Source organism: Streptomyces sp. NPDC059009 (assembly GCF_042740175.1).
In the GTDB taxonomy this organism is placed as follows: domain Bacteria; phylum Actinomycetota; class Actinomycetes; order Streptomycetales; family Streptomycetaceae; genus Streptomyces.
Window position 1 is genome coordinate 25,825 of the sequence record NZ_JBHYJB010000021.1, and the last position, 23,394, is coordinate 49,218.

Consider the following 23,394-nt stretch of genomic DNA (forward strand, 5'->3'; position numbering starts at 1 on the left):
GGGCTTCCTCAGAGGTAGGGGCGCTGGGCCTGCTTGCGAGCGGCATACGTCGCGTAGGCGCTCCGGGTGGACTCAAGGGCGGAGACCTCGCTCACGGGCACGTCCCACCAGGCGTGCGAGGGCGGATTGGGTCCGTACAGGTCGGTCTCGACGTGCACGACGGTCGTGCGCTCGGCGGCCCTGGCCTTCTCCATCGCCGTACGGAACGCGTCGACGGTGTCGGCGCGCAGCACGTCGGCGCCGAGCGAGGCGGCGTTCGCGGCCAGGTCGACGGGCAGGACACCGCCGTCGAGCTGCCCCGAATCCCCGTCCCGGTAGCGGTACGTGGTGCCGAAGCGCTGCGAACCGAGTGCCTCCGACAGGGACCCGATGGAGGCGAAGCCATGGTTCTGGACGATCACCACGATGACCTTCAGGCCCTCGGACACCATCGTCGCCAGCTCCTGAGCCATCATCAGATACGAGCCGTCGCCGACGAGCACGACCACCTCGCGCGACGGGTCGGCCATCTTCACGCCGACCCCGGCCGCGACCTCGTAGCCCATGCAGGAGTACGCGTACTCGACGTGGTACGCCTTGGGATCGCGGGCCCGCCACAGCTGCTGGAGGTCGCCGGGCAGGGAACCGGCGGCGTTGATGACGACGTCGCCGTCGCCCAGGACGTCACCGAGCGCGCCCAGGATCTCCGTCTGCTCCGGCAGCGGCCCGTGCCCGCGGCGAGTGAAGCACTCCTGCTCGATCTCCCGGGTGCGGGCGACGAGTCGGCGCACGTGTCGGCGGTAGCCGTCGTCGACCTCCCAGTCCGCGAGCGCGCCCGCGAGGGCCTCGATGCCGCGGCGCGCATCGGCGACGACCGGCTCGGCCGCGTGCTTCACGGCGTCGAGCCGGGCCACGTTCAGATTGACGAAGGCCACGTCCGGATGGCCGAAGACGGTGCGGCTCGCGGTGGTGAAGTCGCTGTAGCGGGTGCCGACGCCGAGCACGACATCCGCCTCGCGGGCCAGTTCGTTCGCCGCGTACGTGCCGGTGGCGCCGACGCCGCCGACCGCGCACGGGTGGTCCCAGGGCACCGCGCCCTTGCCCGCGTGCGTGTCCGCCACCGGCACTCCGGTGGCCTCGGCGAACGCCCGCAGCCGCGTCTCGGCGCCCGCGTACACGGCCCCGCCGCCCGCCACGATCAGCGGCCTCTCGGCGCCGCGCAGCAGCCGTGCGGCCCGCTCCACGGCCGAGGGCTCCGGCTCCGGCTGGCCCACGTGCCACACCCGCCGCCGGAAGAAGTCCAGCGGCCAGTCGTACGCCTCCGCCTGCACGTCCTGCGGCAGCGCGAGCGTGACGGCGCCGGTCTCCACCGGGTCGGTCAGGACCCGCATCGCGGCGAGCGCGGCCGGGATCAGCTGCTCGGGCCGGGAGACCCGGTCGAAGTACTTGGAGACCGGGCGGAAGGCGTCGTTGACGGTGACGTCGCCGCCACGGGTGTCCTCCAGCTGCTGGAGCACCGGTTCGGCGGCGCGCGTGGCGAACATGTCGCTGGGCAGCAGCAGGACGGGCAGCCGGTTGGTGGTGGCCAGGGCCGCACCGGTGACCATGTTGGTGGAGCCCGGCCCCGTCGACGCCGTGCAGGCGAAGGCGGCGAGCCGGTCCCGCGCCTTCGCGAAGGCCACGGCCGCGTGCACCATGCCCTGCTCGTTGCGGGCCAAGTAGTAGGGCAGATCGGCCTCTTGAGTGCGCGACGCCTGCAGCAGGGCCTGGCCGAGCCCGGCGACATTGCCGTGCCCGAAGATGCCCCACACCCCGGGGATCAGCCGCTGCTCCTGCTCGTCGCGCTCGCTGTACTGGGCGGCCAGGAAGCGCACGAGGGCCTGGGCGGTCGTCAGCCGTACGGTCGTCATCGGGTGCCCTCCTCGGCGGTGAACGGGAGCCGCGCATCGACGGCTTGGGACTCCCAGGCGGAGCGCACCCAGGCGTGCGCGGGGTCGTCGCGGATCAGCCAGGCGCGCTCCGGGCCGGGGCCCGCCATGACGTTGAGGTAGTACAGGTCGTAGCCGGGCGCGGCCGCCGACGGGCCGTGCCAGCCGTGCGGGACGAGCACGGTGTCGCCGGAGCGGACCTCGGCGAAGACATCGAGGGGCCGCTCGGCGGTGCCGTAGACGCGCTGGTGACCGAAGGCGTGCGGGCCGCCCGCGACCTCGAAGTGGTAGATCTCCTCCAGCTCGCTCTCGACGGGCGTCCCGTCGCGGCCGACGCGCGCCTCGTCGTGCTTGTGCGGGGGATACGACGACCAGTTGCCGCCCGGCGTGAGGACCTCGCACACCAGGAGCCGCCCGGCGTCGAAGGTGCCGGGCAGACAGTAGTTGTGGACCTGGCGCGAGCAGTTCCCGGCGCCGCGCAGCTCCACGGGCACGTCCTCCTTGCGGCCATGACGGGGCGGCAGGTCGGCATCGGTGCGGGCGGAGGGCAGCGCGAGACGGGCGCCGGACGCGCTGCTGATGACTGCCTGAGCACCCCGGGGGACGTAGGCGAAGTCGGTGACCTCCCCGAACACGCCGCCGCGGCCCGCGAGTTCGAAGGTGTGCCCCGCGACGGCGACGGTGCAGGAACCGAACAGCGGCAGCACCAGGAACTCGCTGTCGCCGGTGTCGAGGGTGTGCGCGGCGCCGTGGTCGAGGTCGAGGACGCGCAGCGCACAGTGGCGCAGGAGCGTGGACTCGGGCGTGACGGCGACGTCGTAGGTCCCGTCGTCCGTCGTCCCGTACGGCAGGTGGCAGGCGTCGTTCACAGCAGGCTCACCACCCGGTCCACGGCACCTGCGACGTCACCGTCGGGCGGGCAGAGCAGGGAGCGGCCGACCACGAGCCCCTGCGCGGTGGGCTGCCGCAGCGCGCGGGCCCAGGACGCGAACGTCGCGTCGCGGTCGGTGACGTCACCGCCGAGCAGCAGCGCGGGCAGGGTGGACGCGGCCAGCACACGCTCCATGTCGTCGACGACGGGCAGCTTCAGCCAGGTGTACGCGGAGCGGCGCCCGAGGCCCGAGGCGATGGTCACCGAGGTGACGACGGCGTCGGGGGAGAGGTCGTTGCGCAGCCGCCCGCCCTCCCACACCGACAGGAACGGCTCGACCATCGCGATGAGTTGACGGTCACTGAGCTCGTCCACGGCGTGCGCGGTGTTCTCCAGCGCGGCCGGGGTCGCCGGGTCATCGAGCGCGATGCGGGTGAGCATCTTCCCGCCGTCGAAGCCCATGGCCGCGATGGTCCGGGCGTCGTAGCAGGTGAAGCGGTCGTCGATCTCGAACGACGAACCCGCGAGACCCGCGCGGTTCATGGACCCGAACACGCTCTTGCCGTCGAGGACACCGAGCAGCAGCAGGTCCTCCAGGATGTCGGCGGTGCCGAGGACACCGGTGACGCCGGGCCGTTCGAGGGCGACGCACAGCCGGTCCAGGAGCGCGCCCCGGTCGGCGAGAGCCCAGGGGTCGGCGCCCACGCCGTTGGCGCCGCGCGCCGGGTGGTCCGCGGCGATGATCAGGGCGCGACCGGTGTCACCGAGCGGCGACTTGGCGAGCACGCGCCGGGCGGCGGCCTCGGCCACGGCGCCGGGATTGTGGGCGCGGGTGGAGACGACGCGGCTCACGGCGGAGCGAGCGACGGAGTGCACGGCGGTGTCATCGGCTCCGGCGCCGGGGGCGCGGTGGAGATCGGTGTCAGACGGCATGGGCATGGCGCACCTCTCGGAGCTTCGCTTCCACCTCGGCCTCGTGGGGCATGGCGTCCGCGCACGCGAGGCGGCCCGCGACCAGGGCGCCCGCGGCATTGGCGAAGGTCACGGTGCGCCGGGTGTCCCAGCCGGACAGCAGCCCGTGGCACAGGGCGCCCCCGAACGCGTCGCCCGCACCGAGGCCGTTGACGACGTCGACGGGCACGGGCGCGATCTCGGCGGCGGCCCCGTTCCGTTCCACGGCCAGGACGCCGCGCGGCCCCTGCTTGACGACAGCGAGCTCGACACCCGCTGCGAGCAGCGCCTTGGCGGCGGCATACGGCTCACGCTCACCGGTGGCGACCTCACACTCGTCGAGGTTGCCGACGGCGACGGTGGCGTGCCGCAGGGCCTCGGCGTAATACGTCCGCGCCTCTTCCGGGCCGTCCCGCCAGAACATGGGCCGCCAGTCGAGGTCGAAGACGGTGATGCCCGCCCTGGCCCGGTGCGCCAGGGCCGCGAGGGTGGCGGCACGGCTGGGCTCCTCGCTCAGCCCGGTGCCGGTCATCCAGAAGACGCGGGCGTCCCGGATCGCGTCGAGATCCAGTTCGTCGGGGCGGATGTCCAGGTCGGGGGCCTTGGGCAGCCGGTAGAAGTAGAGCGGGAAGTCGTCCGGCGGAAAGATCTCGCAGAACGTCACCGGGGTCGGCGCGATGTCCGACGTACCGACGAAGCGGGTGTCGACGCCGTACCCGTCCAGGGCCCGGCGCACGAAGTCACCGAAGGGGTCGCGACCGGTCCTGGTGAGGACGGCGGCCCCGTGCCCGTGCCGGGCCGCGGCGACGGCGACGTTGGTGGGGCTCCCCCCGAGGTACTTCCCGAACGAGGCGACGTCCGCGAGGCCCACCCCTGTCTGGAGCGGATACACATCCACTCCGACGCGGCCCATGGTCAGCACTTCGAACGACATCTGAGTCCCTTCGCCCCGGTGGCCCCCGGCGCCCGATCCGGTTCACGCGCTCTGCCGGCGCGCTCTGGTACGAGTACGATGCGGGTTGTCCAAATGTCATGTCAATAGGTCTTTACCAACAGGTTGAATGTGGGTGGATCCGGCGACATGGGCCAGGGAGTGCTGAAGGGGGTGAATCGGATGGATGGGGGGGCGGATCGGGCGGGTGAGCGGCTCCGGTGACCCGGCGTCGCCGAGGGCCTGCCGGATCTCCCAACCTCTGTGCCTCGACGTCGTGTTGACGGACCGTCAAGAGCCGCATTGCCCATGGCTGCGCAATCGGCATGGTCACCTTGTGATCGTCTCGGTCAACCTCCGGCTGTGGCTGTTGTGCGGTGCCGCTGGTTCGCTGGGCTTGCCCGAGTGAGTGGCCCTCAATTCTGAGAGAGCAGAGGCACTTCGGGTTCAACGGCGAAATCGCCGACCGGCACAGCCGTTTCCACGAATGCCAGGGATCGGCGTCCTCCATCTACGAGGGTGAGGAACGCGGGCCCTCCTTGCGCGGGGCGACTTCGCGTTCCGCACGCAGCCGTTGCCACAGCTCGGCCGTTTCGTCCTCCAAGGGCACCACGCGATTGGGGTCCTTCCGGTCCGGTGTCACCGGCAGGGTGAGCATGCGGATGTTCTTCGTTTCCATCGCCTTCACGCTCTGGGCGAGAGCCAGCAGGGACTTCACCGAAGCGAGACCGGCGTCGGTGGTCAGGGACTTCGTGGCAGTGTCGGCCAGGGCGTACGCCTTCTTGGGGTTGTCCAGCACGTCGATGCTGCCGACCTGCCGCAGGAGTGCGGTGATGAACGCCTGCTGGAGGCGGATCCGGCCGAGATCGCTGCCGTCCCCGACGGCCTTGCGCGTGCGCACGAGAGCAAGTGCCTGCTCTCCGTCGAGGATGTGTCGGCCCGCTGAGACATCGAGCCCGCTGGCCTTGTCCTTGACGCTCCGTTCGATGTCCATCGGCACGCCACCGAAGGCGTCGACCAGCTTCTTGAAGCCGGTGAAGTCGAGTTCGACGAAGTGGTCCATACGGATACCGCTCATGCTTTCCACCGTCTTCACCGTGCAGGCGGGGCCGCCGACGCTGTATGCGGTGTTGAACATCGCTCGTCGCCGGGCCGGAGCGGATGCGCCGTCGCGGGTCGGGCAGACAGGACGGTCGACGAGGGTGTCGCGGGGGATGCTGATGACGGTCGCACTCCTACGGCCCGGATAGAGATGAAGGACCATGGCCGTGTCGGAGCGGGCGCTGCCTTCGTCCCGTCCGTACGCCTGGTTGTCCCCGGAGCGGGAATCGGAGCCGAGAACGAGGACGCTCAGACCATTCCCGGTGGCCCGTGGGCGGTCGTCGCCCAATTGCCGGTCGATGTCGACGGAATCGATGTTGCCGTTGAGGCCGGCGTACATCAGACATGCCCCGGTCCCCACGACCGACAGGGTGCCGATGACGGCCCAGGAGAGGCGTACGGCAGCGGAACGCCGGCGCCGTGCCGCACGGTGTTTCCTGCGCCTCTTGTGCTTGGTCATGCCGACTCGCTCATGGCGAACGGCGCCGTGAAGATTCCGTGTTCGAGCTCTTGGTATGGCATGAGAACCGGAGTACCTGCCGGGCGTGAGAACTTCTTAAGACCCCCGATACGCACCTTTCTGCCGTAGCACGGAACACCACCGACACCAGAGAAAGGCGGCACCTGGCGTCGAAGGTTGATCCCCGGCCGATCCTTCTGCCCCTCAGGAGTAGGGAATCGGTCCGCACTTCTGTCCATGTGGACCTTGGACCCGTCACGGAATTCAGGGACGTTGAGACTCTGCTGGCCGCAGCGATCCGGTACGGAAGAAGGGCATGTGATGGCGGAAGGAATACGCCGCAGAGACCTGTTGGGTGCGTCCGCGCTGGTCGGTGCCGCACTGGTGCTTTCGGCATGCACCATCGGGGGAGAGGACATGCTTGAGGCGACAGGCGAGGCGACCGCCGCGGTGTCGACCGAGGACGTGTCGGAGGCCCGCATATCCGTCCTCCCGAAGAACGGCGCCACCAAGGTGAGCATCGACAACGCCACGAAGATCCGCGTCCGCGGCGGCAAGCTGACCGAGGTCCTGCTGACCGACGCGGCGGGCGAGCGGATCAAGGGGACGATGGGCGCTGAGGGCAGCAGCTGGCGGCCCGACGGGCAGCTGGAACGCGCGACGTCCTACAAGATCAGTGCGACCGCCGAGGATGCCAACGGTCGCAAGGCGTACGCGAGTTCCTCCTTCACGACGGCCTCCTAGGCCGTGGAATCTCCCTGACTCCGCAAGCGTCCTGTGATCCGGAAAGCGTGCTGTGATCCGGAGCGCCGGGTGAGCTGAGGTTGTGATCGTCTGCGGTGTGGCAGGACGCCACAGCCATGCCGTGTGTCCCTCGGGGAACGGGCGTACGCCGAGGGGCGTTCCATGGGTAGCGCGCACGCGTGGGTGTGCGCGCCTCGTACCCCTCCCGGTAAGGAGCGCCATGGATCCGTCCCCCGCCCCGCTCGTACGCCCCGCCACCGCCCACGACGCCGCCGGAGCGGTGCGCACGCTCGCCCGTGCCTTCGCCGACTACGCCTTCACCCGGCACGTGGTCGCCGCCGACCGGCACGCCGAGCGGGTGGAGCGCTTCCAGGAACTGTTCCTGACCCGGATCGGATTGGTGTACGGGAGGGTGTGGGTCACCGACGACGCGCGTGCCGTGGCCGTGTGGACGACACCGGAGCAGGACCCCACCCCCGGCTTCGCCGAAGTGGGGCCGCTGATCGACGAGTTGGCGGGGGACAGGGCGGCGGCCTTCGCCTCGGCCGAGCACGCGCTGGGGCCGCATCGGCCGACGGAGCCGGTGTGGTTCCTCGCCACCGTGGGCGTGGACCCGGCGGTTCAGGGCCAGGGCCTGGGCGGCAGGATCCTCGTACCCGGCCTCGAGGAGGCGGACCGCGCCGGATACCCGGTCTTCCTGGAGACCTCGAGCGAGCGGAACGTCCACTTCTACGCGCGCCTCGGCTTCGCCGTGACCGCGGACGTCGACCTCCCCGACGGCGGCCCCCGTACGTGGTGCATGCGGCGCGAGCCCCGGAGGCCGGGCCCGTCCGGCGATTAGCAAACCCGCTCTGCAACCTCAGGCGGGTCCCGTGAGTCGTCGTAGGCGTGACAGTGATCCAAAAAGCACAACGCAGCACCGACATCGGCTGGGCCGTGGCCGCGGGCTGCATCGATCTCTTCGTCTGCTTCTGGTTGTTCGTGCTCGGCCTGGACGGCATCTGGCAGATCGAGGGCTACAACGGCGGGATGCAGGACCCGAACGCGGCCGCCTACCCGGGCGAGGTGCTCCGCGTCCTGGCGTTCCTCGGGGTCTACCTCGCGCTTCCGCTGGCAGCTTTCCGCTGCGCACGGGCTCTCACCACCCACGGTGCCGTGATCGGCCTGGCCGTGATGTTCTTCTCGCAACTGCAGACCGTGGGAGGGTGACCCCCTGCCCTGTCTGACAGGTCGGTGACGGCCGGGATGAACGGACCGTTCCGGTCGCAGTGAGGCGGGGCGCGACTGGTGGGCTCCGCGCGTGCTCCACCGCAGCGAACCATCCGTTCCCGCCCCGTCTCCCTGCCGTTCTCCCTCTCCCGGCCGGGGCCCGACCGGCCCTCCGCCGGGGCCCGTTCGGCCCTCTTGACCGTGCCCTGCGGCGGGCGGAATGCTGACTCGCGTTCTCTTGCGTCCTTTAGCGGCAGACCATTTTCCTGGGGCGCCGCAGCAGCCTCGCGAGGCTGCGTTGCGGTGAGTGGATCGAGCCGGCAGGACCTCTCCGGGCCCGCGATGAAGCGGGCCGTCCGTGACGCCATGCCGTCCCTGGCCGGACCCTCCAGCGGCATGGCGCCTGCCCCCGTTAGGAGAACCCCCATGCGTGTGAGGGTCGCGCCCCCCAAGGCGTCCGGTCGTGACGTCCGCGTCCCGTTCGACGATCCGTCCTTCGCGGCTTCCTACGCCGCCTCGTACCAGGGCTCGGGCCCCGCCGAGCGGTACTTCTCCTCCAGGCTCCACGCGGTCTTCGAGCTCCTGGACCGATGTCCTGGTGGCGATCTTCTCGACGTCGGCTGCGGGCCGGGGATGTTCGTGCGGCGTGTGCTCGACACCCGGCCCGGCGACTTCCGGATCGCCGCCGTCGACCAGTCGCCCGCCATGGTCGCCGAGACCGCGGGCCGCACGGCCCGTGCCGAGTGCGACGTGGCCGTCGGCGAGGCGGAGGCACTGCCGTTCCCGGATGCGAGTTTCGACGTCGTGGTCGCGATGGGTGTGCTGGAGTACTGCGATGCCCCCGTGGTCCTGCGCGAACTGGACCGCGTCGTACGCCGGGACGGGCTCGTGCTCGTCAGCATGCTGAACCCGCTGAGTCCTTACCGTCTCTTCGAATGGGGTGTGTACTGGCCGCTGCTCCGGCTGCTCGGCCGGGTCGAGGGCTTGCTCGGCAGGCCCCCGGAGCGACGGCACGGCGCGTCGAAGTCCGGCATCCGGGCACTCCCGGCTCGGCGACTACGACGGCGGATGCGGGAAGCCGGACTCTGTCCCGTCGACGTCATCCACTACGACCTGACACCCTCCGTCCCGCCCATCGACCGGTTCGTGTGCCGGTGGACGCGGCGGCACGAACGACCGGCGGACACCGTCAGCCGAGGTCTCGTCCGCTGGCCGGGGACCGCCTACCTGGTCGCCGCCACCCGTAAGTGATTGATCAAGCACGTATGCGTCGCAGGGGAGGATCTGGAGCGCAAGTGATTGTCTGGGCAAGCAGACCCCAGGGTGCCGGTGGCGTCCGGGGAGGTGGCGGCGATGCGCTCGCCGCGGTCCGGGGTGAGGCAGGGAGGGTCAGCTCCGGGGGGCGCGCAACGCCTGGACGGTGGGTCCCAGTTCCGGGTCGGCCGTGAAGTCGTTCAGCGCGGACGAGAGCACTTCCGCGTAGGTGGCGCGTGCCGCCTGGTAGCGCTGTCGTCCCTCGTCCGTGATGACCGCGTAGACCCCGCGCTTGTCCGAAGGGCACAGGTCCTTGTAGGCGTAACCGGCCGTCTCGAGTCGCCCTACCAGGCGAGTTACCGACGATTGGCCCAGGCCGACCTTCTCGGCGAGGTCCTGCATGCGCAGCTCGTCGTCCTCGGAGTGGTCGAGGTGTTCCAGGGAGCGGTACTCCGAGAGCCCGATCCCGTGGCGCCTGTGCAGCGCCAGGGTCAGTTCGCGTTCCACATGGGCGTGCAGCGCGAGGACACGGTTCCATGCCGCGTGGTCGGACGTGCGCGGGGGAGCGGAGTGCGAAGTTGCCATGGGTGCGGCCTCCCTGGGGCGGTGTTTGACACCAGAGTACATGCGCATGCAAGCTTCTGGCGTTCCCGGCGCCGCTTACTGGCTGCGTCTGGCCGACTTCTTCTTGTATGTGCAAGCAACTAGCTCCTACGTTCAACCCGCCCCTGCACATTCGGCCCGGAAGCGCGGCCGTCGAATGAAAGGACCTCCCTCATGCACTGGCTCTACCTCGCCGTCGCCGTCGTCTTCGAGATCGTCGTCGCGATCGCAGCCGGCAAGGCCGAAGGCTTCACCAACCGCAAGTGGACGACCGTGACCCTCGTCAGCGGCGCACTGGGCACCTACTTCCTCAGCAGGGCCCTGCTGACCTTCAACGTCGGTGTCGGATACGCCCTGTGGACCTCGGTCTCCGGCGTCGGCATCACCCTCCTCGGCGCCCTGCTGTTCGGCCAGCGCCTGAGCTGGCGCAAGGCGCTGGGCATCGCCGCGATCATCGCGGGGGTCGTCGGACTCCAGCTCAGCGGCGCCGCCTGACCCTCACCCCGCCGTCACGTGAACCTCACCCACCACCACCCGCACCCTCCTCACGAAAGGCCGTCTCACATGTCCTCGACCAGCCGCTCCGCAGCCAACTCCTGGCTCATGCTTCTTCTCGCCGGCGTCTTCGAAATCGGCTACGCGCTCGCGGTCGGTGGCAGCCACGGCTTCACCCGCCTCACCTGGTCGCTGGTTGCCGTCGTCTTCTTCCTGCTGACGCTGTGGGCGCTGAGCGTCGCGCTGCGCACCATCGACGTCGGAATCGGCTATGCCGTCTGGGCGGGGATCGGGGCGGCCGGTGCGGCGGCGCTGGGCCCCGTCTTCTTCGACGAGAGCCTCACTCTCGGCCAGTCACTGTGGCTCGGCGTCATCATCATCGGCGTCGTCTGGCTCAAGCTCGCCGACAAGTTGGACACCGCCGAGGAACCCCTCGACCGACCGCAGGAGGCCCAGGTCGTGGGCGTTTGAGGACGCTCCCCGGCGCACCGGGGCGGCCCACGTGCATGACGACGGGTTGAAGGGGCCCGCTGACAGAGCCGATGGGCCGTAATTCATTTGTTCCGGACGACTGCCGGCCCACGAATGGAACGGGAAGAGCCTCCGGGGCCGCATCGACAGGCCACGGAGCACCGGCAGATCAAGGAGGTGGCGTGATTACGATGAAGCATGACGCTGCCTGACGGGGGACGACGCCGACGGCAGTGAGGCTGGACGGACACCTACCGGCGGCACGTGGAACACCCGCGTGACAGTGGCTGGGACAAATACACAAACCCAGTCGTGGTCCGGATCCAGGGCGGCAAACGCGCTCTGGTGAAGCTGGAGCCGGAAGTAATCGCCCGCCTGAGAGCGGCGGTGAACCGCGTCACTCCCCAGTCAAGCCTGCGACCCCTGCTCTCTTGTTCCGGCAGGGGGAGAGCCAACGGAACCCTGCGCCTCCGAGTTGAAGATCCCTTCGACTCGCTGAGGAGCAGCACCATCAGCAGAACAACCGAAAACACCGGCTTCACCTGCGAGGACTGCGGCAAGGCGGTCGCGCCATTGGCCAACGGCAGCTACCGCAACCACTGCCCGCACTGTCTGCACTCACTGCACGTGGACATCGCACCCGGAGACCGTGCGGGCGACTGTCGCGCGCTCATGCGCCCGGTGGCCGTCGAGTACCACTCCGCCAAGGGCCACATGATCGTCCACCAGTGCACCGGCTGCGGCACCCGCCGCCGCAACCGCATGGCCGAGGACCCGTACCAGGGCGACGACCTCGACGCCGTCCTCGCGCTCATGCGTCTCACCCCTCATGAAGCCGGACCCACCAACAGGCGCCAGGCACACAGCTGACGCCCAGCGGCTCCCGCCCACGGCGGGAGCCGCCTTCCTTCTCGGCCATGTCGGCGTCATGCCGGCGCCTCGGCCAAAAGACGCAGACCGGCTTGGCCAGAAGGGTCATGCATTTTGGGTGGCGGAGTTGAAGGCTGTACGCGTGCATGATGTTCCCGGCTCCCACCCCGCGCCCCACTCACCACCGTGCGGACCTTCCGCCAGCTCCTGCGCTCATGGGCAACCGGAGGTACGCAGCGCGGAGTTCGCGGCGCCCTTCAGAAGACCAAGCGACAACGGGAGGCCGCGGCGAGGCGGCCCATGGCGAGGTCGGATGCGCACCGTGGGGTACGTGGCCACCTTGGCGGCTTCAGGGCTTCTGCTCTTCCACGGCTTGCTGCCCTGGCACTGGCACTGGCACTGAGCGGTGCGCCTCCCTCTGCGGTGACATGGACATCGGCATCCCCGGCTGAGGAACCGTGGCTCAGAAACCGGCGGCTGAGGAACCGGTTGTCATCGCATGACGACTGTTGCCCGCTGTCAGGCTCGGCGGGCGCAGGACACGAGGCGGTCGGCGAGTGCGATCACGAGGTCGCGCAGTTCGGCGGGGCGCTCGATGACGAACGGCCGGTCCAGCGAGGCGAGTACCGCAGGCAACCAGTCGAGCCGCTCCGCCCGCAGTTCGACGCGCAGCCAGCGCTCGGTCGCCCGGTCCTCGCCCATCGCGGGCGCGTGCTCCGCCACGTCCACGCTCGCGACGCCGGCGGGGAGACGAGCCCGGATCTGTTCGACCGTCCCGTGGATCCGCACGGTCACCTCGTGCCGGTACTCGGCCGTGGCGAAGGCTGACAACAGGCGCTCTGCCGGGTCGATCCCCGCGGGCACCTTGAAGGAGCCGGGCAGGGTGCGTGCGTCTTCGATGCGATCGAGCCGGAAGGTCCGGTCCTCGTCGAGCCGGGCGTCCTTGCCGGTGACGTACCACCGGCCCGCGTGGGAGACGATCCCGTAGGCGTGCAGCGTGCGTTCACTGCGCCGTGCTTCGCGGTCGGTGTAGCGGACCGAGACCGGTCGGCGGTGGCGTACCGCATCGGCGATGGTCAGGAGGACTTCGGCGTCCGGGGTGTCGACAGCGCCGGGCTGCCGCGCATCACCGTCACCGGGCTGATCCGTGAAAGCGAGAGCGTCCAGGAGCGTGTCGAGGCGGCGGGCGAGGTGCCTGGGCAGCACCCGCCGGATCTTCGCCGATGCCGTCTCGCTCGCGGTGCGCTGCGTCGTCGTCAGCCCCGCCCGGCGGCCGGAGACCAGGCCGAGCAGCACGGCAAGGGCCTCGTCGTCGCTGAGCATGAGCGGCGGCAGCCGGTACCCGGGAGCGAGCCGGTACCCGCCGTAGCGGCCGCGCACCGATTCCACGGGCACGTCCAGGTCGATCAGCTGGGACACGTACCGCCGCACGGTGCGCCCCTCGACGCCGAGCCGGTCGGAGAGTTCGGCCACGGACCGGGTACCGCCCGACTGCAGGAGTTCCAGGAGTGTCAGCACGCGGCCGGTGGGTCGAGGCATGGGCGCAGACTAACGCGCATACAGGACCGATTCTGTCCACTATTTCTCCTAGCCTCGGCGTGCACGCTGCCAGCACAGCCAAGGAGACCCCCATGGACTTCGTCTCGATCCGCATCATCACCAGCGACGCGGCGCGCCTCGTCGACTTCTACGAGCGAGCCACCGGGGCGCAGGCGACCTGGGCCACCGAGGACTTCGCCGAGCTCAAGACCGCGGGCGCGACCCTCGCGATCGCGAGCACCCGCACCGTCCCGCTGTTCGCCCCGGGCTCGGCCCGTCCCGCCGACAACCACACCGTGATCACCGAGTTCCTCGTCGACGACGTGGACCGCGTGCACCGGAACCTGACGGGCTTCGTCACCGACTTCGTCAACGAGCCCACCACGATGCCCTGGGGCAACCGGTCGCTGCTGTTCCGCGACCCCGACGGCAACCTCGTCAACTTCTTCACCCCCGTCACCGAGGCGGCCATCGAGAAGTTCGCGCGCTGACGCCGCTTGCAGGTCGCGCAGCGAGAGCGCGGGCTCGCTTGTGCCGCCCGGGGCGTGGAGCAGGTGGCGGCCGGTGGGGTCGATGGCCACGCCCCGTACGTTCGGGACGAGTTGGGCGGTGCCGGCGCCTACGTCGTACGCGTAGGTGTCGGTGTCGGTGCCCGGTCGTGGGACGGGCCGAGGCGGCCCCGGGCAGCACCACCGTGACCGCGCACACCGCGACCGCCGTGACCACCGCGCTCAAGGTCGCGGTCCGCGCACGTCTGGTGGCGCGCCGTCCATCAATTCCCGTCACGTTCCCCCCAGTTGAGAAACGCGTCCTCTCCGGTGGCCCTCTCCGGCTCCCCACCGGAGGACCACATGCACGCAACCGTGAGGGCGCTGAGGGGTCAATGCGTCACATGACGTATCGAGAGGCTCGTCCTCGGTCGTGTGGCCGCGAACAGGCACCTACCGGCCTGAGGGCAGGCTCCGCGAGCGAATGGTCGCAGGGTCGCCCGGCCCTCGCCGTCGGTCATCCCCGATGGCGTCATGCCTTCTCGAGGATCGTCTTGAGCTGCGACATCATCATGGTCCAGCCGCCGCTGACGCCCTCGAGCATCTTGGAGTCGGCCGAGGTGAAGCCGTCATGGGTGATGGTCAGCTTCAGGCCGAGCGCCGGATCCTCGGCCGGCTCGATGTCGAAGGAGACCTTCGAGCGCTCCTTGACCGCCTCGGCGAACTCCGCGTCGCTCATGCCGAACATCTCTTGGTGCATCGGCTGCAGCGTGTGCCAGGTGTAGGCGAGTCGCTTGCCGGGCTCTGCTTCTGTGACGACCTGACCGAGGTCCTGCGGCTCACCGCCGTCCTCGACCGGCCACAGGACCTTCGAGCCGACCTTCCAGTCGGAGGAGGGTGCCCAGCCGCCGTGGTACTGCTTCAGGAACTCCGGGCTGGTCAGCCCCTCCCAGAGCTTGTCGGGCGTGGTGTCGATGTAGATCGTGTAGACGTACTCGGGCTTGCTCATCGCTGTTCCTTCCAAGGCGTGTTTCAGGTTGCTGAGCGCGGCCATCCGGCCGCGCTCGTACTGGCCGATCCAGCGGTCGGCGAGATCGTGGATGGGCACCGGATTGAGGTAGTGGAGCCTCTCCCGGCCATGCCGGACCGTCGTCACCAAGCCCGCGCCCTCCAGCACCGCCAGGTGCTTGGACACCGCTTGTCTGCTCATGTCCAGCCCCGCGCTCAGCTCCCGCAGGCTCTGGCCGCTCCGTTCGTTCAGACGGTCCAGCAACTGCCTGCGACTCGCATCCGCGAGGGCCTTGAACACCTCGTCCATGCCATCCGCCCCTCTCATCTCCAGATTGGCAACCATTTGGTTGCGCGTCAAACGGTGAGTGGTCGCGGGGGCCTCGGGTGGCATGGCGGAGAGCGCCTTCGTGGGCGGCATGAGGGAGAGCGCCTCCGGTGGCAGTTGGGGGAGCGGTGCGGCTGCGCTCCGTTCGAGGGTGATTGCGGAGGTCGCGCGAATTCGGCACCCAACGCCCCGCCGTCCAGCGCTATGTGACGTGCAGTCATGTGGCGCGAGCTCATCTCGCGCGGAGATCACTTGCGCCCACCTCGCATCTCTAGTTAGGTTAGCCTTACCTTATGGATCGGGGGAAGGGACGGCATGTCGGCTTGGAATCTGGGGGGCGCGGACTCGGTCGCCCTCGTCACCGGTGCGGCCAGAGGGATCGGCGCGGCCGTGGTCGACGGGCTGGTCCGCGAGGGCGTCACCGTCGCTGCCGTCGACGTCGAAGCGGACGGTCTGGCCGGTCTCGCCGAGCGGTCGGAGGGGCGGGTCGTTCCCTTCGCTGCCGATGTCGCGGACGCCGCCGCGATCGCCGATGTCGTCGACCACGTCGAGCGCGACATCGGGCCGATCGGCATCGGGGTGTCCGTGGCGGGCATCCTGCGGCCGGGGCTCCTGTGCGAGACGAGCGACCAGGACTGGGCGGACACCTTCTCCGTCAACACCACGGGCGCGTTCGTCGTCCTGCGCGAGCTGGCCCGCCGGATGGTGCCGCGGGGGAGCGGTTCCCTGGTGACCGTCGCCTCCAACGCCGCGGGCGTGCCGCGCACGGGCATGGGCGCGTACGCCGCGTCCAAGGCCGCCACCGCCATGCTCACCCACTGCCTCGGGCTCGAAGTGGCCCGCCACGGCATCCGGTGCAACGTGGTCTCGCCCGGTTCGACCGACACCCCGATGCAGCGTCAACTGTGGACGGACGAGACGGAAGGGGCTGACCTCGCACGGGTGATCGCGGGCGCCCCCGAGCAGTTCCGGGTGGGCATCCCCCTCGGCCGCATCGCCGATCCGGCCGACATCGCGGACGCCGTGCTGTTCCTCGTCTCGGACCGGGCCCGGCACATCACCATGCAGAACCTGTTCGTCGACGGCGGCGCGACCTTGCGCGTCTGAGGCGCGGCCCCCGCCCGTCTCGATCGCCGATCACAGATCACAGATCGCCGGTCTGTGATCGCTGATTCCTGATTCCTGATTCCCCCCCCGCCCCGAGCGGCGATCCCGCGCGCCCGCGTACCCGCGTATCTGCGCATCCGCGACGCAACTGCGCGCCTGAGAAAGGAAAGTCCGACGTGTCCATACCCGCGCTGGTGCGCCCGAGACCCGTGCACAGGGCCGCCGACCTGCTGGCCGCCTACCTGCCCGGCTCGTTCTACTTCTCCTCGCCCCGAGGGACGTTGCTCGCCGACGGCATTCACGCCCGGGTCCGGGCCGGAGGCGGGGCGCAGGCCCTGGTCGCGGCCCAGGCGCTCGACGCGGCGGCCACGGCGGGGGTGCCGGATCCCGTCGTCGCCGGGGCGGTCGGCTTCCACCCGGAGGCGGTGAACGGTCTGGTGGTGCCCTCCGTGGTGCGGCGCGCCGACGCCCCCGCGGGCGTGCGGGCCCCCGACGCGGAGACCGGGACGGCGTGGGCGGTCACGCCGCGCCCCGAGCCCGCGCGCTATGCCGAAAGCGTCCGCCGCGCACTGGAGTTGATCGACCGCGGCGAGCTCAGCAAGGTCGTGCTGGCCCGCGGCCTGGAGGCGACCGCGGACACGCCGGTGTGGGTGCCCGCGCTGCTCGCCCGCCTCGTCAGGGCGGACCCGGCCGCGTACGCCTTCGCCGTCGACGTCACCGCGCCCGGCGACCCCGCCCCGCGCACCGTGGTCGGGGCCAGCCCCGAACTCCTCGTCTCCCGGCGCGGCGCGACCGTCGTGGCCAACCCGCTGGCGGGCTCCGCGCCCCGGTCGGGCGACGAAGCCATCGACCGCGAGCGGATCGCGCGCCTTCGCGACTCGGCCAAGGACCTCGGCGAGCACGCCCACACCGCCGCCCAAGTGGCCGACGTACTGGGGAAGTTCTGCGTCGATCTGGACGTGCCCGCGCGCCCCGAGGTCATCGGGACGCCGACGATGTGGCACCTGTCCACCCGGATCACCGGACGCCTCGCGGACCCGGCCGACCCGCTCTGCTCGGCGCTCGGTCTCGCCGAGGCGCTGCACCCGACACCGGCGGTGTGCGGCGTGCCCGGAGCCGGGGCCCGCGATGCCATCGCGGAGCTGGAGACGGAGGACCGCGGCTACTACGCGGGGATGGTCGGCTGGACCGGCCACGACGGGGACGGTGAATGGGCGGTGACGATCCGCAGCGCCGAGGTGTGCGACCGGACGGTGCGCCTGTTCGCCGGGGCCGGGATCGTCGCGGGCTCCGACCCCGCCGCCGAACTGGCCGAGACCGGCGCGAAGTTCCGCACGCTGCTGCGTGCCCTCGGCGTGGAGGACGTGGCGTGAGCGCGTACCAAGCAGACCAAGCAGGCGAAGTGGGCCGAGCGGGCCGAGCGGACCGAGCCGATGAGGCGGGCCGGGACCACCATGTGCCGTGGCCGCCGGAGGTCGCCGCGCGCTACCGCGCCGCGGGCCACTGGCGCGGGCAGACCTTCGGGGCGCTGCTCACCTCGCTGGCCGCCGCGTACGCCGACCGGACCGCCGTCGTCGGCACGGACATCCGCGGGGTGGACGTCCGATGGACCTTCGCCCAACTCGACGAGCGGGCCCACCGGATCGCGGCGGGCCTCGCCGACTCCGGGCTCGCGCCCGGCGACCGGGTCGTGCTGCAGCTGCCCAACATCCCCGAGTTCCTGCCGGTGGTGTTCGGGATGTGGCGCGCGGGCGTCCTGCCGGTGTTCGCGCTGCCCGCCCACCGCGACAGCGAGCTGCGGCACTTCGCCCGGCACAGCGAGGCCGCCGCGATCATCACCGTGGGGGAGCACGAGCGGCACGACCACGCCGCGACCGCCCGCGCCGTCGCGTCCGAAGTGGACTCCGTACGACGGGTGTTGGTGGTCGGCACGCGGGAGTTCGACGAACTGGCCGCGACCCCGCCGCGCGCGCTGCCCGACCCCGACCCGGAGGGCGTGGCGTTCCTGCAGCTCTCCGGCGGGAGCACCGGGCTGCCCAAGCTGATCCCGCGCACCCACGACGACTACCTCTACAGCGTCCGGGAGAGCGCCCGGATCTGCGGGCTGCGCCCCGACAGCGTCTACCTGGCCACGCTGCCCGTGTCGCACAACTACCCGCTCAGCTCGCCGGGCGTGCTCGGCGCGCTGCACGCGGGCGCGGCCACGGTCATGGCGCCGCGGCCGGACGCGGACACCGCGTTCCGGCTGATCGAGGCCGAACGCGTCACCGTCACCGGGGTGGTGCCGCCGCTGGCCGCCGCCTGGGTGCAGGCCGCGGCCCGTACCGACCGCGATCTCTCCTCGCTGGAGGTCCTGTCGGTCGGCGGCGCCAAGTGCGGGCGGGAGCTCGCCGAACGGATCGGGCCTGCCCTCGGCTGCCGGTTGCAGCAGGTGTTCGGGATGGCCGAAGGGCTCGTCTGCTACACGCGCCTCGATGACCCCGAGGAGATCGTCCTCGGCACGCAGGGCCGGCCCATCTCGCCCGACGACGAGATCCGCGTCGTCGACCCGGACACAGGTGCCGACGTGGCACCGGGGGAGACCGGCGCCCTGCTGACCCGCGGCCCCTACACGATCCGCGGCTACTACCGGGCCGAGGAGCACAACGCCACCGCGTTCACCGTGGACGGCTTCTACCGCACCGGCGACCTCGTGCGGCGCCTGCCCGGCGGCCAGTTGGAGGTCGTCGGACGCGCCAAGGAACAGATCAACCGGGGCGGCGAGAAGATCGCGGCCGAGGAGGTCGAGAACCATCTGATGGCCCATCAGAGTGTGCTCGACGCCGCCGTCGTCGCGGTGCCCGATCCCTATCTGGGGGAGCGGACCTGCGCCTACGTCGTGCCTGCGGCGGGTGCCTCACCCACCGCCGCCGAGCTACGTCGGTTCGTACGGGAGCGCGGGGTGGCCGCGTTCAAGGTGCCGGACCTGGTCGAGGTCGTGGAGCAGTTCCCGGCGACCGGCGTCGGCAAGACCAGCAAGCGCGAGCTGAGGGCGGCACTGGCCGCACTGGCTCGGAAGGAGTGATGAGCGTGTCCCTGCCCGAGATCCGGCCCTATCCGCTGCCCGCGGCCGACGAGTTGCCCGCGGGGCGGGTGGACTGGCGGCCCGATCCTGCCCGCACGGCCCTGCTGGTCCACGACATGCAGCGCTACTTCCTGGCCCCGTACACCGGGGCGCCGGTGCCCGAGGTGAGCGCCAACATCGCGCGCCTCGCCGCGGTCGCCCGCGAGCAGGGCGTCCCCGTCTTCTACACCGCGCAGCCCGGCCGGCAGGACCCCGCGGACCGTGGGCTGCTCACCGAGTTCTGGGGTGAGGGCATCGGCGCGGTGATGGACGCCGACCCGGCGGCCGCGGACATCGTCGAGGCGCTCGCCCCGGCCGAGGGCGACACCGTGCTCGTCAAGTGGCGCTACAGCGCCTTCCAACGCAGCACGTTCGCCGAGCAGTTGGCCGCGCTCGGCCGCGACCAGCTCCTCATCACCGGCGTGTACGCGCACATCGGCCTCCAGACCACCGCGGTCGAGGCGTTCATGCGCGACGTCCAGCCCTTCCTGGTGGCCGACGCCGCCGCCGACTTCACCCGCGAACGCCACGACCAGGCGTGCGCGTACGTCGCCCAGCGCTGCGGCGCCGTGACCACCACCGCCGATGCGCTGACCGCGCTGTCCGCCGCTCCGTCCGCCCTGTCCGCCTCGTCCGCGGCCGCCCCCGCAGGAGCTGTCCGATGACCCCGATCAACCCGACCCTGTCGCCCGACCGCGTCCGCGCCGACATCGCCGAGCTGCTCGGCTGCGACCCCGCCGAGATCGAGCCTGAGGACAACCTCCTCGACCTGGGCCTGGACTCCCTGAGGATCATGACGCTGGTCGAGCGGTGGCGCACGGCGGGGGCGGCCGTGGAGTTCCCCGACCTGGCCGAGCGGCCCGAACTGGCCCACTGGACCGCGCTGTTGGCCGGAGAGACCGCGTGAGCCCGGCCGACCACCGCCACCGCCACCTGGAACGGATCAAGGAGGTCCGCGCGGGCCGCCTGCCCGAGAAGGTGGGCTACCCGATCCACGTCCGGCAGACCGAGGTCGTCCGCACCGTCATGGTCGGGGCCGGGCTGCTGCGGGTGACGCTGGGCGGGCCCGGCGCCGAGGGGTTCGAGGCACACGCCCCGGACGAGCACGTGAAACTGATCTTCCCGGAGCCGGACGGCACGCTGCGGCTGCCCGAGCCGAACGGCACGATGCTGCGCTGGCCGCGGCCCGCGCCCACGTCGCGCGAGTACACCGTGCGCCGCTACGACCCCCTCGCGGCCGAGATCGACGTCGACTTCGCCCTGCACGACGGCGGCCTCGCCGCGGACTGGGCGCGCGCCGTCGAGCCGGGAGCCGTCGTGCACGTCGCGGGACCGCCCGGCGGGCTGATCGTCCCGCACGCCTACGACCGCTACGTGCTCGCGGGCGACCTCACGGCACTGCCCGCGATCGCCCGCTGGCTGGAGGAACTGCCCAGGACCGCGAAGGGCTGGGCGTTCATCGAAGTCGCCGACGCGGACGAGGAGATCGACCTGTCCGCTCCCGACGGCGTCGAGGTCAGCTGGCTGCACCGCGGCGAGCGTCCGGCGGGCACGGGCGAGGAGTTCGCCCGGACGGTGACCGCGGTGACCGTGCCCGAGAACGAGCGGGTCTACGTGTGGGCCGCGGGCGAGGCGGGACAGCTCAAGCCGCTGCGCCGCTGGGTCCGAGACGACCTGCGCCTGGACAAGGCCGACCACGACATCACCGGCTACTGGAAGCGCGGCGTCGCCGACTTCGACGACGATCACTGACCCCCCCGTACACGACGACCACTGACCCCCCCCGTACCCGCGGATCCGTATCCACCGCGCCGTACACGAAGAGAACCACCCATGCCGTACACGAAGAGAACCACGAACAAGGAGCACCCCATGTCCCTCCGTAGATCCTCGGGCCTCGTCGGCGCCGTCGCGCTGGCCCTCGCCCTGACCGGATGCGGCTCGTCCGACGGCGGGTCGGACTCGTCCGGGAAGGGGAAGACCCGGGTCTTCGCCGCGGACAACGGCAAGATCAAGATCCCGGCCGACCCGCAGCGCGTGGTGGCCACCGGCTACGCCGTGCCCGTCATGATCGAGGCGAAGGCGCCGCTGGTCGGGATCTCGTCGTGGAAGCGCGGCGAGCCGATGATGAGCAAGAAGGACCTCGCCACCTACAAGAAGACCCCCAAGGTGGCGGGCGAGCTGGCGACCGAGACCAACTACGAGGCCGTCGCCGAGGCCGATCCCGACCTGATCGTCATCGGTGTGCCCGCCCCGGCGCTCGGCGACATCGACATCAAGCGCCTGGAGTCCATCGCCCCGGTCGTGGCGATCGGCCCGACCGTCCCGGCCGCCTGGCGCGAGCAGTCCCGCCACCAGGCCGACGCCGCGGGCGCGCTCAAGCAGTTCGACTCCGTCAAGAGCACCTACGAAGCGAAGGCCGCCAAGCTGGCCGAGAAGTACAAGAATGTGCTGCCCGACCTGAAGATGGGGCACGTCGGCGCGTACGGCGAGAGCGCCAAGGGCACCTTCCAGCGCGAGTTCGGCCGCTCGTGGGGCACCAACATCGCCGAGGACGTCGGCGCGAAGTACTACGGCAAGGTCAAGAAGAAGGGCCCCGGCTCGCGCGCCGTCAGCGAGTACCCGTCCCTCGAAGAGCTCCCCGAGTCGCTCGGCAAGGCCGACGCCATCACGTACTCGGTCAACGCCGACGGCAGCGTCCCCGAGCCGGTCAAGTACGTCATGGACTCGAAGCTGTGGAAGAACCTGCCGGCCGTCAAGGCCGGGAAGACCTTCCCGATCCGCTACACCGAGGCCGCGACCTACGGGCAGGCCCAGCAGACCCTGGACGCGATCGACAAGGCGTTCGCGCCGCTCCTGAAGCGGTGACCGTCGCAGGCCGCACGCCCGAGGCGGCGACAACCGAGGCGGCGACAACGGGGCGGGCCGCACCGGGGCGGACCGTGCCGCGGATCGGCCTGCTGGTCGGCGGGCTCGTGCTGCTCGCGGCGGTCGCCGTGGTCAGCATGGGCGTCGGCGCCCGCTCGGTGTCGCCGACCGAGGTCGTGCGCGCCCTGCTCGACTACCAGGGCAGCGACGACCACGTGGTCGTGCGCGACGTGCGGGCGCCCCGCGCGCTCCTCGCCGTCGCGGTGGGCGCCGCCCTCGCGGTGGCGGGCGCGCTGATCCAGACGCTGGCCCGCAACCCCCTCGCAGAACCCGGCATCCTCGGGGTCACCGCGGGCGCCGGATTCGCCATCACCGTCGGCTCGGGGCTCGGCCTCGCCGCCGGGCAGGCCGGCCAACTGGGCTGGGCCGTCACCGGATCGGTGCTCGCGGCGCTCCTGGTCGCCGCCGTCGGACGCCGCTCGCCGCTGCGCCTCGTGCTCACCGGCGTGGCCCTCACCGCGATACTCAACGGCGTCGCGCTCGGCCTGCGACTGATGCTCCCGGACACCTTCGACACGTACCGGTTCTGGTCGGTCGGGTCCCTCGCCTCCCGCGAACAGGCCCCGCTGGCCCTGCCGTTGGCCGCCATCGGGGTGGCCCTGCTCGGCGCGCTGCTGCTGAGCCGGGGCCTCAACGCCCTGGCGCTCGGCGAGACCGTGGCCCACACCCTGGGCGCGGGCGTGGGCCGGGTACGGGCCCTGACACTCGTCCTGATCACCGTGCTCAGCGGGGCGGCCACCGCCGTCGCCGGGCCGATCCTGTTCGTCGGCCTGATCGTGCCGCACCTCGTCCGCAGACCCGCCGCGGGCTCCGTGCCGTGGCTGATCCTCTACGCGATGGTGCTCGGCCCGATCCTGCTCCTCATCGCCGACATGGGATCGCGCGTGCTGCTGCCCACCGGCGAGGTGCCCGTGGCCGTCGTCACCGCGTTCCTCGGCGGCCCCATGCTGATCTGGGCCGTCCGCCGCTACGGGGCGGGGGCACTGTGAGCGCGCTCGGACTGATCGGATGGCGGGTCGAACGCCG

Annotated in this window: 24 protein-coding genes; 16 read left to right on the forward strand and 8 right to left on the reverse strand. The window is 71.1% G+C overall.

The annotated features are described in order from the left end of the window. Window positions 1-8: 8 nt before the first annotated feature. From iolD to ACFWYM_RS21415, 5 genes are all read right to left on the reverse strand, one after another. Window positions 9-1,889: a 3D-(3,5/4)-trihydroxycyclohexane-1,2-dione acylhydrolase (decyclizing) gene (gene iolD / locus ACFWYM_RS21395; protein WP_384839278.1), complete on the reverse strand. Its 1,881-nt coding sequence runs from the start codon at window positions 1,887-1,889 to the stop codon at window positions 9-11. Next, the gene (gene iolB / locus ACFWYM_RS21400) at window positions 1,886-2,776 is read right to left on the reverse strand and encodes a 5-deoxy-glucuronate isomerase (protein ID WP_384839281.1); all 891 of its coding nucleotides are present in this window, start codon (window positions 2,774-2,776) and stop codon (window positions 1,886-1,888) included. Before iolB ends, iolD begins: the two co-directional genes overlap by 4 nt. Continuing rightward, entirely contained in the window at window positions 2,773-3,711 is a 939-nt protein-coding gene (locus tag ACFWYM_RS21405; RefSeq protein ID WP_384839283.1) for an aldolase, read from the reverse strand. Before ACFWYM_RS21405 ends, iolB begins: the two co-directional genes overlap by 4 nt. Continuing rightward, window positions 3,701-4,663 carry a 5-dehydro-2-deoxygluconokinase gene (iolC, locus tag ACFWYM_RS21410; protein WP_384839286.1) on the reverse strand — a complete coding sequence of 321 codons (963 nt, stop codon included), beginning with the start codon at window positions 4,661-4,663 and terminating at the stop codon, window positions 3,701-3,703. Before iolC ends, ACFWYM_RS21405 begins: the two co-directional genes overlap by 11 nt. 508 nt (window positions 4,664-5,171) lie before the next feature. Continuing rightward, window positions 5,172-6,221, reverse strand: a complete 1,050-nt coding sequence (locus ACFWYM_RS21415; RefSeq protein ID WP_384839289.1) for an LCP family protein — start codon at window positions 6,219-6,221, stop codon at window positions 5,172-5,174. A gap of 417 nt (window positions 6,222-6,638) precedes the next feature. Between ACFWYM_RS21415 and ACFWYM_RS21420 the strand changes: the two genes are divergently transcribed. The 4 genes from ACFWYM_RS21420 to ACFWYM_RS21435 all read left to right on the forward strand — a co-directional run bounded on the left by ACFWYM_RS21420 (window position 6,639) and on the right by ACFWYM_RS21435 (window position 9,425). Beyond that, window positions 6,639-6,965 (forward strand): Ig-like domain-containing protein, encoded by a 327-nt coding sequence (locus ACFWYM_RS21420; protein WP_384839291.1) that lies wholly within the window; start codon window positions 6,639-6,641, stop codon window positions 6,963-6,965. A gap of 220 nt (window positions 6,966-7,185) precedes the next feature. Further along, window positions 7,186-7,806, forward strand: a complete 621-nt coding sequence (locus ACFWYM_RS21425; protein WP_384839294.1) for a GNAT family N-acetyltransferase — start codon at window positions 7,186-7,188, stop codon at window positions 7,804-7,806. Window positions 7,807-7,853: 47 nt separating this feature from the next. Next, on the forward strand, window positions 7,854-8,174 hold the full coding sequence (locus ACFWYM_RS21430) for a hypothetical protein (RefSeq protein ID WP_384839297.1): 321 nt from the start codon (window positions 7,854-7,856) through the stop codon (window positions 8,172-8,174). A 426-nt stretch (window positions 8,175-8,600) separates the two neighbouring features. Next, the gene (locus tag ACFWYM_RS21435; protein WP_384839300.1) at window positions 8,601-9,425 is read left to right on the forward strand and encodes a class I SAM-dependent methyltransferase; all 825 of its coding nucleotides are present in this window, start codon (window positions 8,601-8,603) and stop codon (window positions 9,423-9,425) included. 138 nt (window positions 9,426-9,563) lie between these two features. On the opposite strand, the gene ACFWYM_RS21440 is transcribed toward ACFWYM_RS21435, so the two are convergent. Further along, window positions 9,564-10,013 carry a MarR family winged helix-turn-helix transcriptional regulator gene (locus ACFWYM_RS21440; protein WP_384839303.1) on the reverse strand — a complete coding sequence of 150 codons (450 nt, stop codon included), beginning with the start codon at window positions 10,011-10,013 and terminating at the stop codon, window positions 9,564-9,566. A gap of 192 nt (window positions 10,014-10,205) precedes the next feature. Between ACFWYM_RS21440 and ACFWYM_RS21445 the strand changes: the two genes are divergently transcribed. From ACFWYM_RS21445 to ACFWYM_RS21455, 3 genes are all read left to right on the forward strand, one after another. Further along, the gene (locus tag ACFWYM_RS21445) at window positions 10,206-10,526 is read left to right on the forward strand and encodes a DMT family transporter (protein ID WP_384839306.1); all 321 of its coding nucleotides are present in this window, start codon (window positions 10,206-10,208) and stop codon (window positions 10,524-10,526) included. A 69-nt stretch (window positions 10,527-10,595) separates the two neighbouring features. Further along, entirely contained in the window at window positions 10,596-10,997 is a 402-nt protein-coding gene (locus tag ACFWYM_RS21450) for a DMT family transporter (RefSeq protein WP_384839309.1), read from the forward strand. Window positions 10,998-11,384: 387 nt separating this feature from the next. Beyond that, window positions 11,385-11,867: an RNHCP domain-containing protein gene (locus ACFWYM_RS21455; RefSeq protein WP_384839590.1), complete on the forward strand. Its 483-nt coding sequence runs from the start codon at window positions 11,385-11,387 to the stop codon at window positions 11,865-11,867. 519 nt (window positions 11,868-12,386) lie between these two features. Here the strand turns inward: ACFWYM_RS21455 and ACFWYM_RS21460 are convergent. After that, on the reverse strand, window positions 12,387-13,406 hold the full coding sequence (locus ACFWYM_RS21460; RefSeq protein WP_384839311.1) for a helix-turn-helix transcriptional regulator: 1,020 nt from the start codon (window positions 13,404-13,406) through the stop codon (window positions 12,387-12,389). A 92-nt stretch (window positions 13,407-13,498) separates the two neighbouring features. Here ACFWYM_RS21460 and ACFWYM_RS21465 point away from each other — a divergent pair, with 92 nt between their 5' ends. Further along, window positions 13,499-13,897, forward strand: coding sequence for a VOC family protein (locus ACFWYM_RS21465; protein WP_384839314.1), 399 nt, complete (start codon window positions 13,499-13,501; stop codon window positions 13,895-13,897). A 529-nt stretch (window positions 13,898-14,426) separates the two neighbouring features. Here the strand turns inward: ACFWYM_RS21465 and ACFWYM_RS21470 are convergent. Further along, complete coding sequence (locus ACFWYM_RS21470; RefSeq protein ID WP_384839317.1) at window positions 14,427-15,212, reverse strand: ArsR/SmtB family transcription factor; 786 nt, start codon at window positions 15,210-15,212, stop codon at window positions 14,427-14,429. A gap of 333 nt (window positions 15,213-15,545) precedes the next feature. Between ACFWYM_RS21470 and ACFWYM_RS21475 the strand changes: the two genes are divergently transcribed. The 8 genes from ACFWYM_RS21475 (at window position 15,546) to ACFWYM_RS21510 (ending at window position 23,357) form a co-directional block, all read left to right on the forward strand. Next, window positions 15,546-16,337 carry a 2,3-dihydro-2,3-dihydroxybenzoate dehydrogenase gene (locus tag ACFWYM_RS21475; RefSeq protein ID WP_384839320.1) on the forward strand — a complete coding sequence of 264 codons (792 nt, stop codon included), beginning with the start codon at window positions 15,546-15,548 and terminating at the stop codon, window positions 16,335-16,337. Window positions 16,338-16,513: 176 nt separating this feature from the next. Then, window positions 16,514-17,710: an isochorismate synthase gene (locus ACFWYM_RS21480; RefSeq protein ID WP_384839323.1), complete on the forward strand. Its 1,197-nt coding sequence runs from the start codon at window positions 16,514-16,516 to the stop codon at window positions 17,708-17,710. 29 nt (window positions 17,711-17,739) lie between these two features. Continuing rightward, window positions 17,740-19,401 (forward strand): (2,3-dihydroxybenzoyl)adenylate synthase, encoded by a 1,662-nt coding sequence (locus tag ACFWYM_RS21485; protein ID WP_384839593.1) that lies wholly within the window; start codon window positions 17,740-17,742, stop codon window positions 19,399-19,401. A gap of 5 nt (window positions 19,402-19,406) precedes the next feature. Continuing rightward, window positions 19,407-20,105, forward strand: coding sequence for an isochorismatase family protein (locus tag ACFWYM_RS21490; RefSeq protein ID WP_384839596.1), 699 nt, complete (start codon window positions 19,407-19,409; stop codon window positions 20,103-20,105). A gap of 5 nt (window positions 20,106-20,110) precedes the next feature. After that, the gene (locus tag ACFWYM_RS21495; protein WP_384839599.1) at window positions 20,111-20,347 is read left to right on the forward strand and encodes a phosphopantetheine-binding protein; all 237 of its coding nucleotides are present in this window, start codon (window positions 20,111-20,113) and stop codon (window positions 20,345-20,347) included. Beyond that, on the forward strand, window positions 20,344-21,192 hold the full coding sequence (locus ACFWYM_RS21500) for a siderophore-interacting protein (RefSeq protein WP_384839325.1): 849 nt from the start codon (window positions 20,344-20,346) through the stop codon (window positions 21,190-21,192). Before ACFWYM_RS21495 ends, ACFWYM_RS21500 begins: the two co-directional genes overlap by 4 nt. A gap of 120 nt (window positions 21,193-21,312) precedes the next feature. Continuing rightward, window positions 21,313-22,308 (forward strand): ABC transporter substrate-binding protein, encoded by a 996-nt coding sequence (locus ACFWYM_RS21505; RefSeq protein ID WP_384839327.1) that lies wholly within the window; start codon window positions 21,313-21,315, stop codon window positions 22,306-22,308. Further along, complete coding sequence (locus ACFWYM_RS21510) at window positions 22,305-23,357, forward strand: FecCD family ABC transporter permease (RefSeq protein ID WP_384839330.1); 1,053 nt, start codon at window positions 22,305-22,307, stop codon at window positions 23,355-23,357. The genes ACFWYM_RS21505 and ACFWYM_RS21510 overlap by 4 nt, the downstream gene beginning before the upstream one ends. Window positions 23,358-23,394 lie beyond the last annotated feature (37 nt).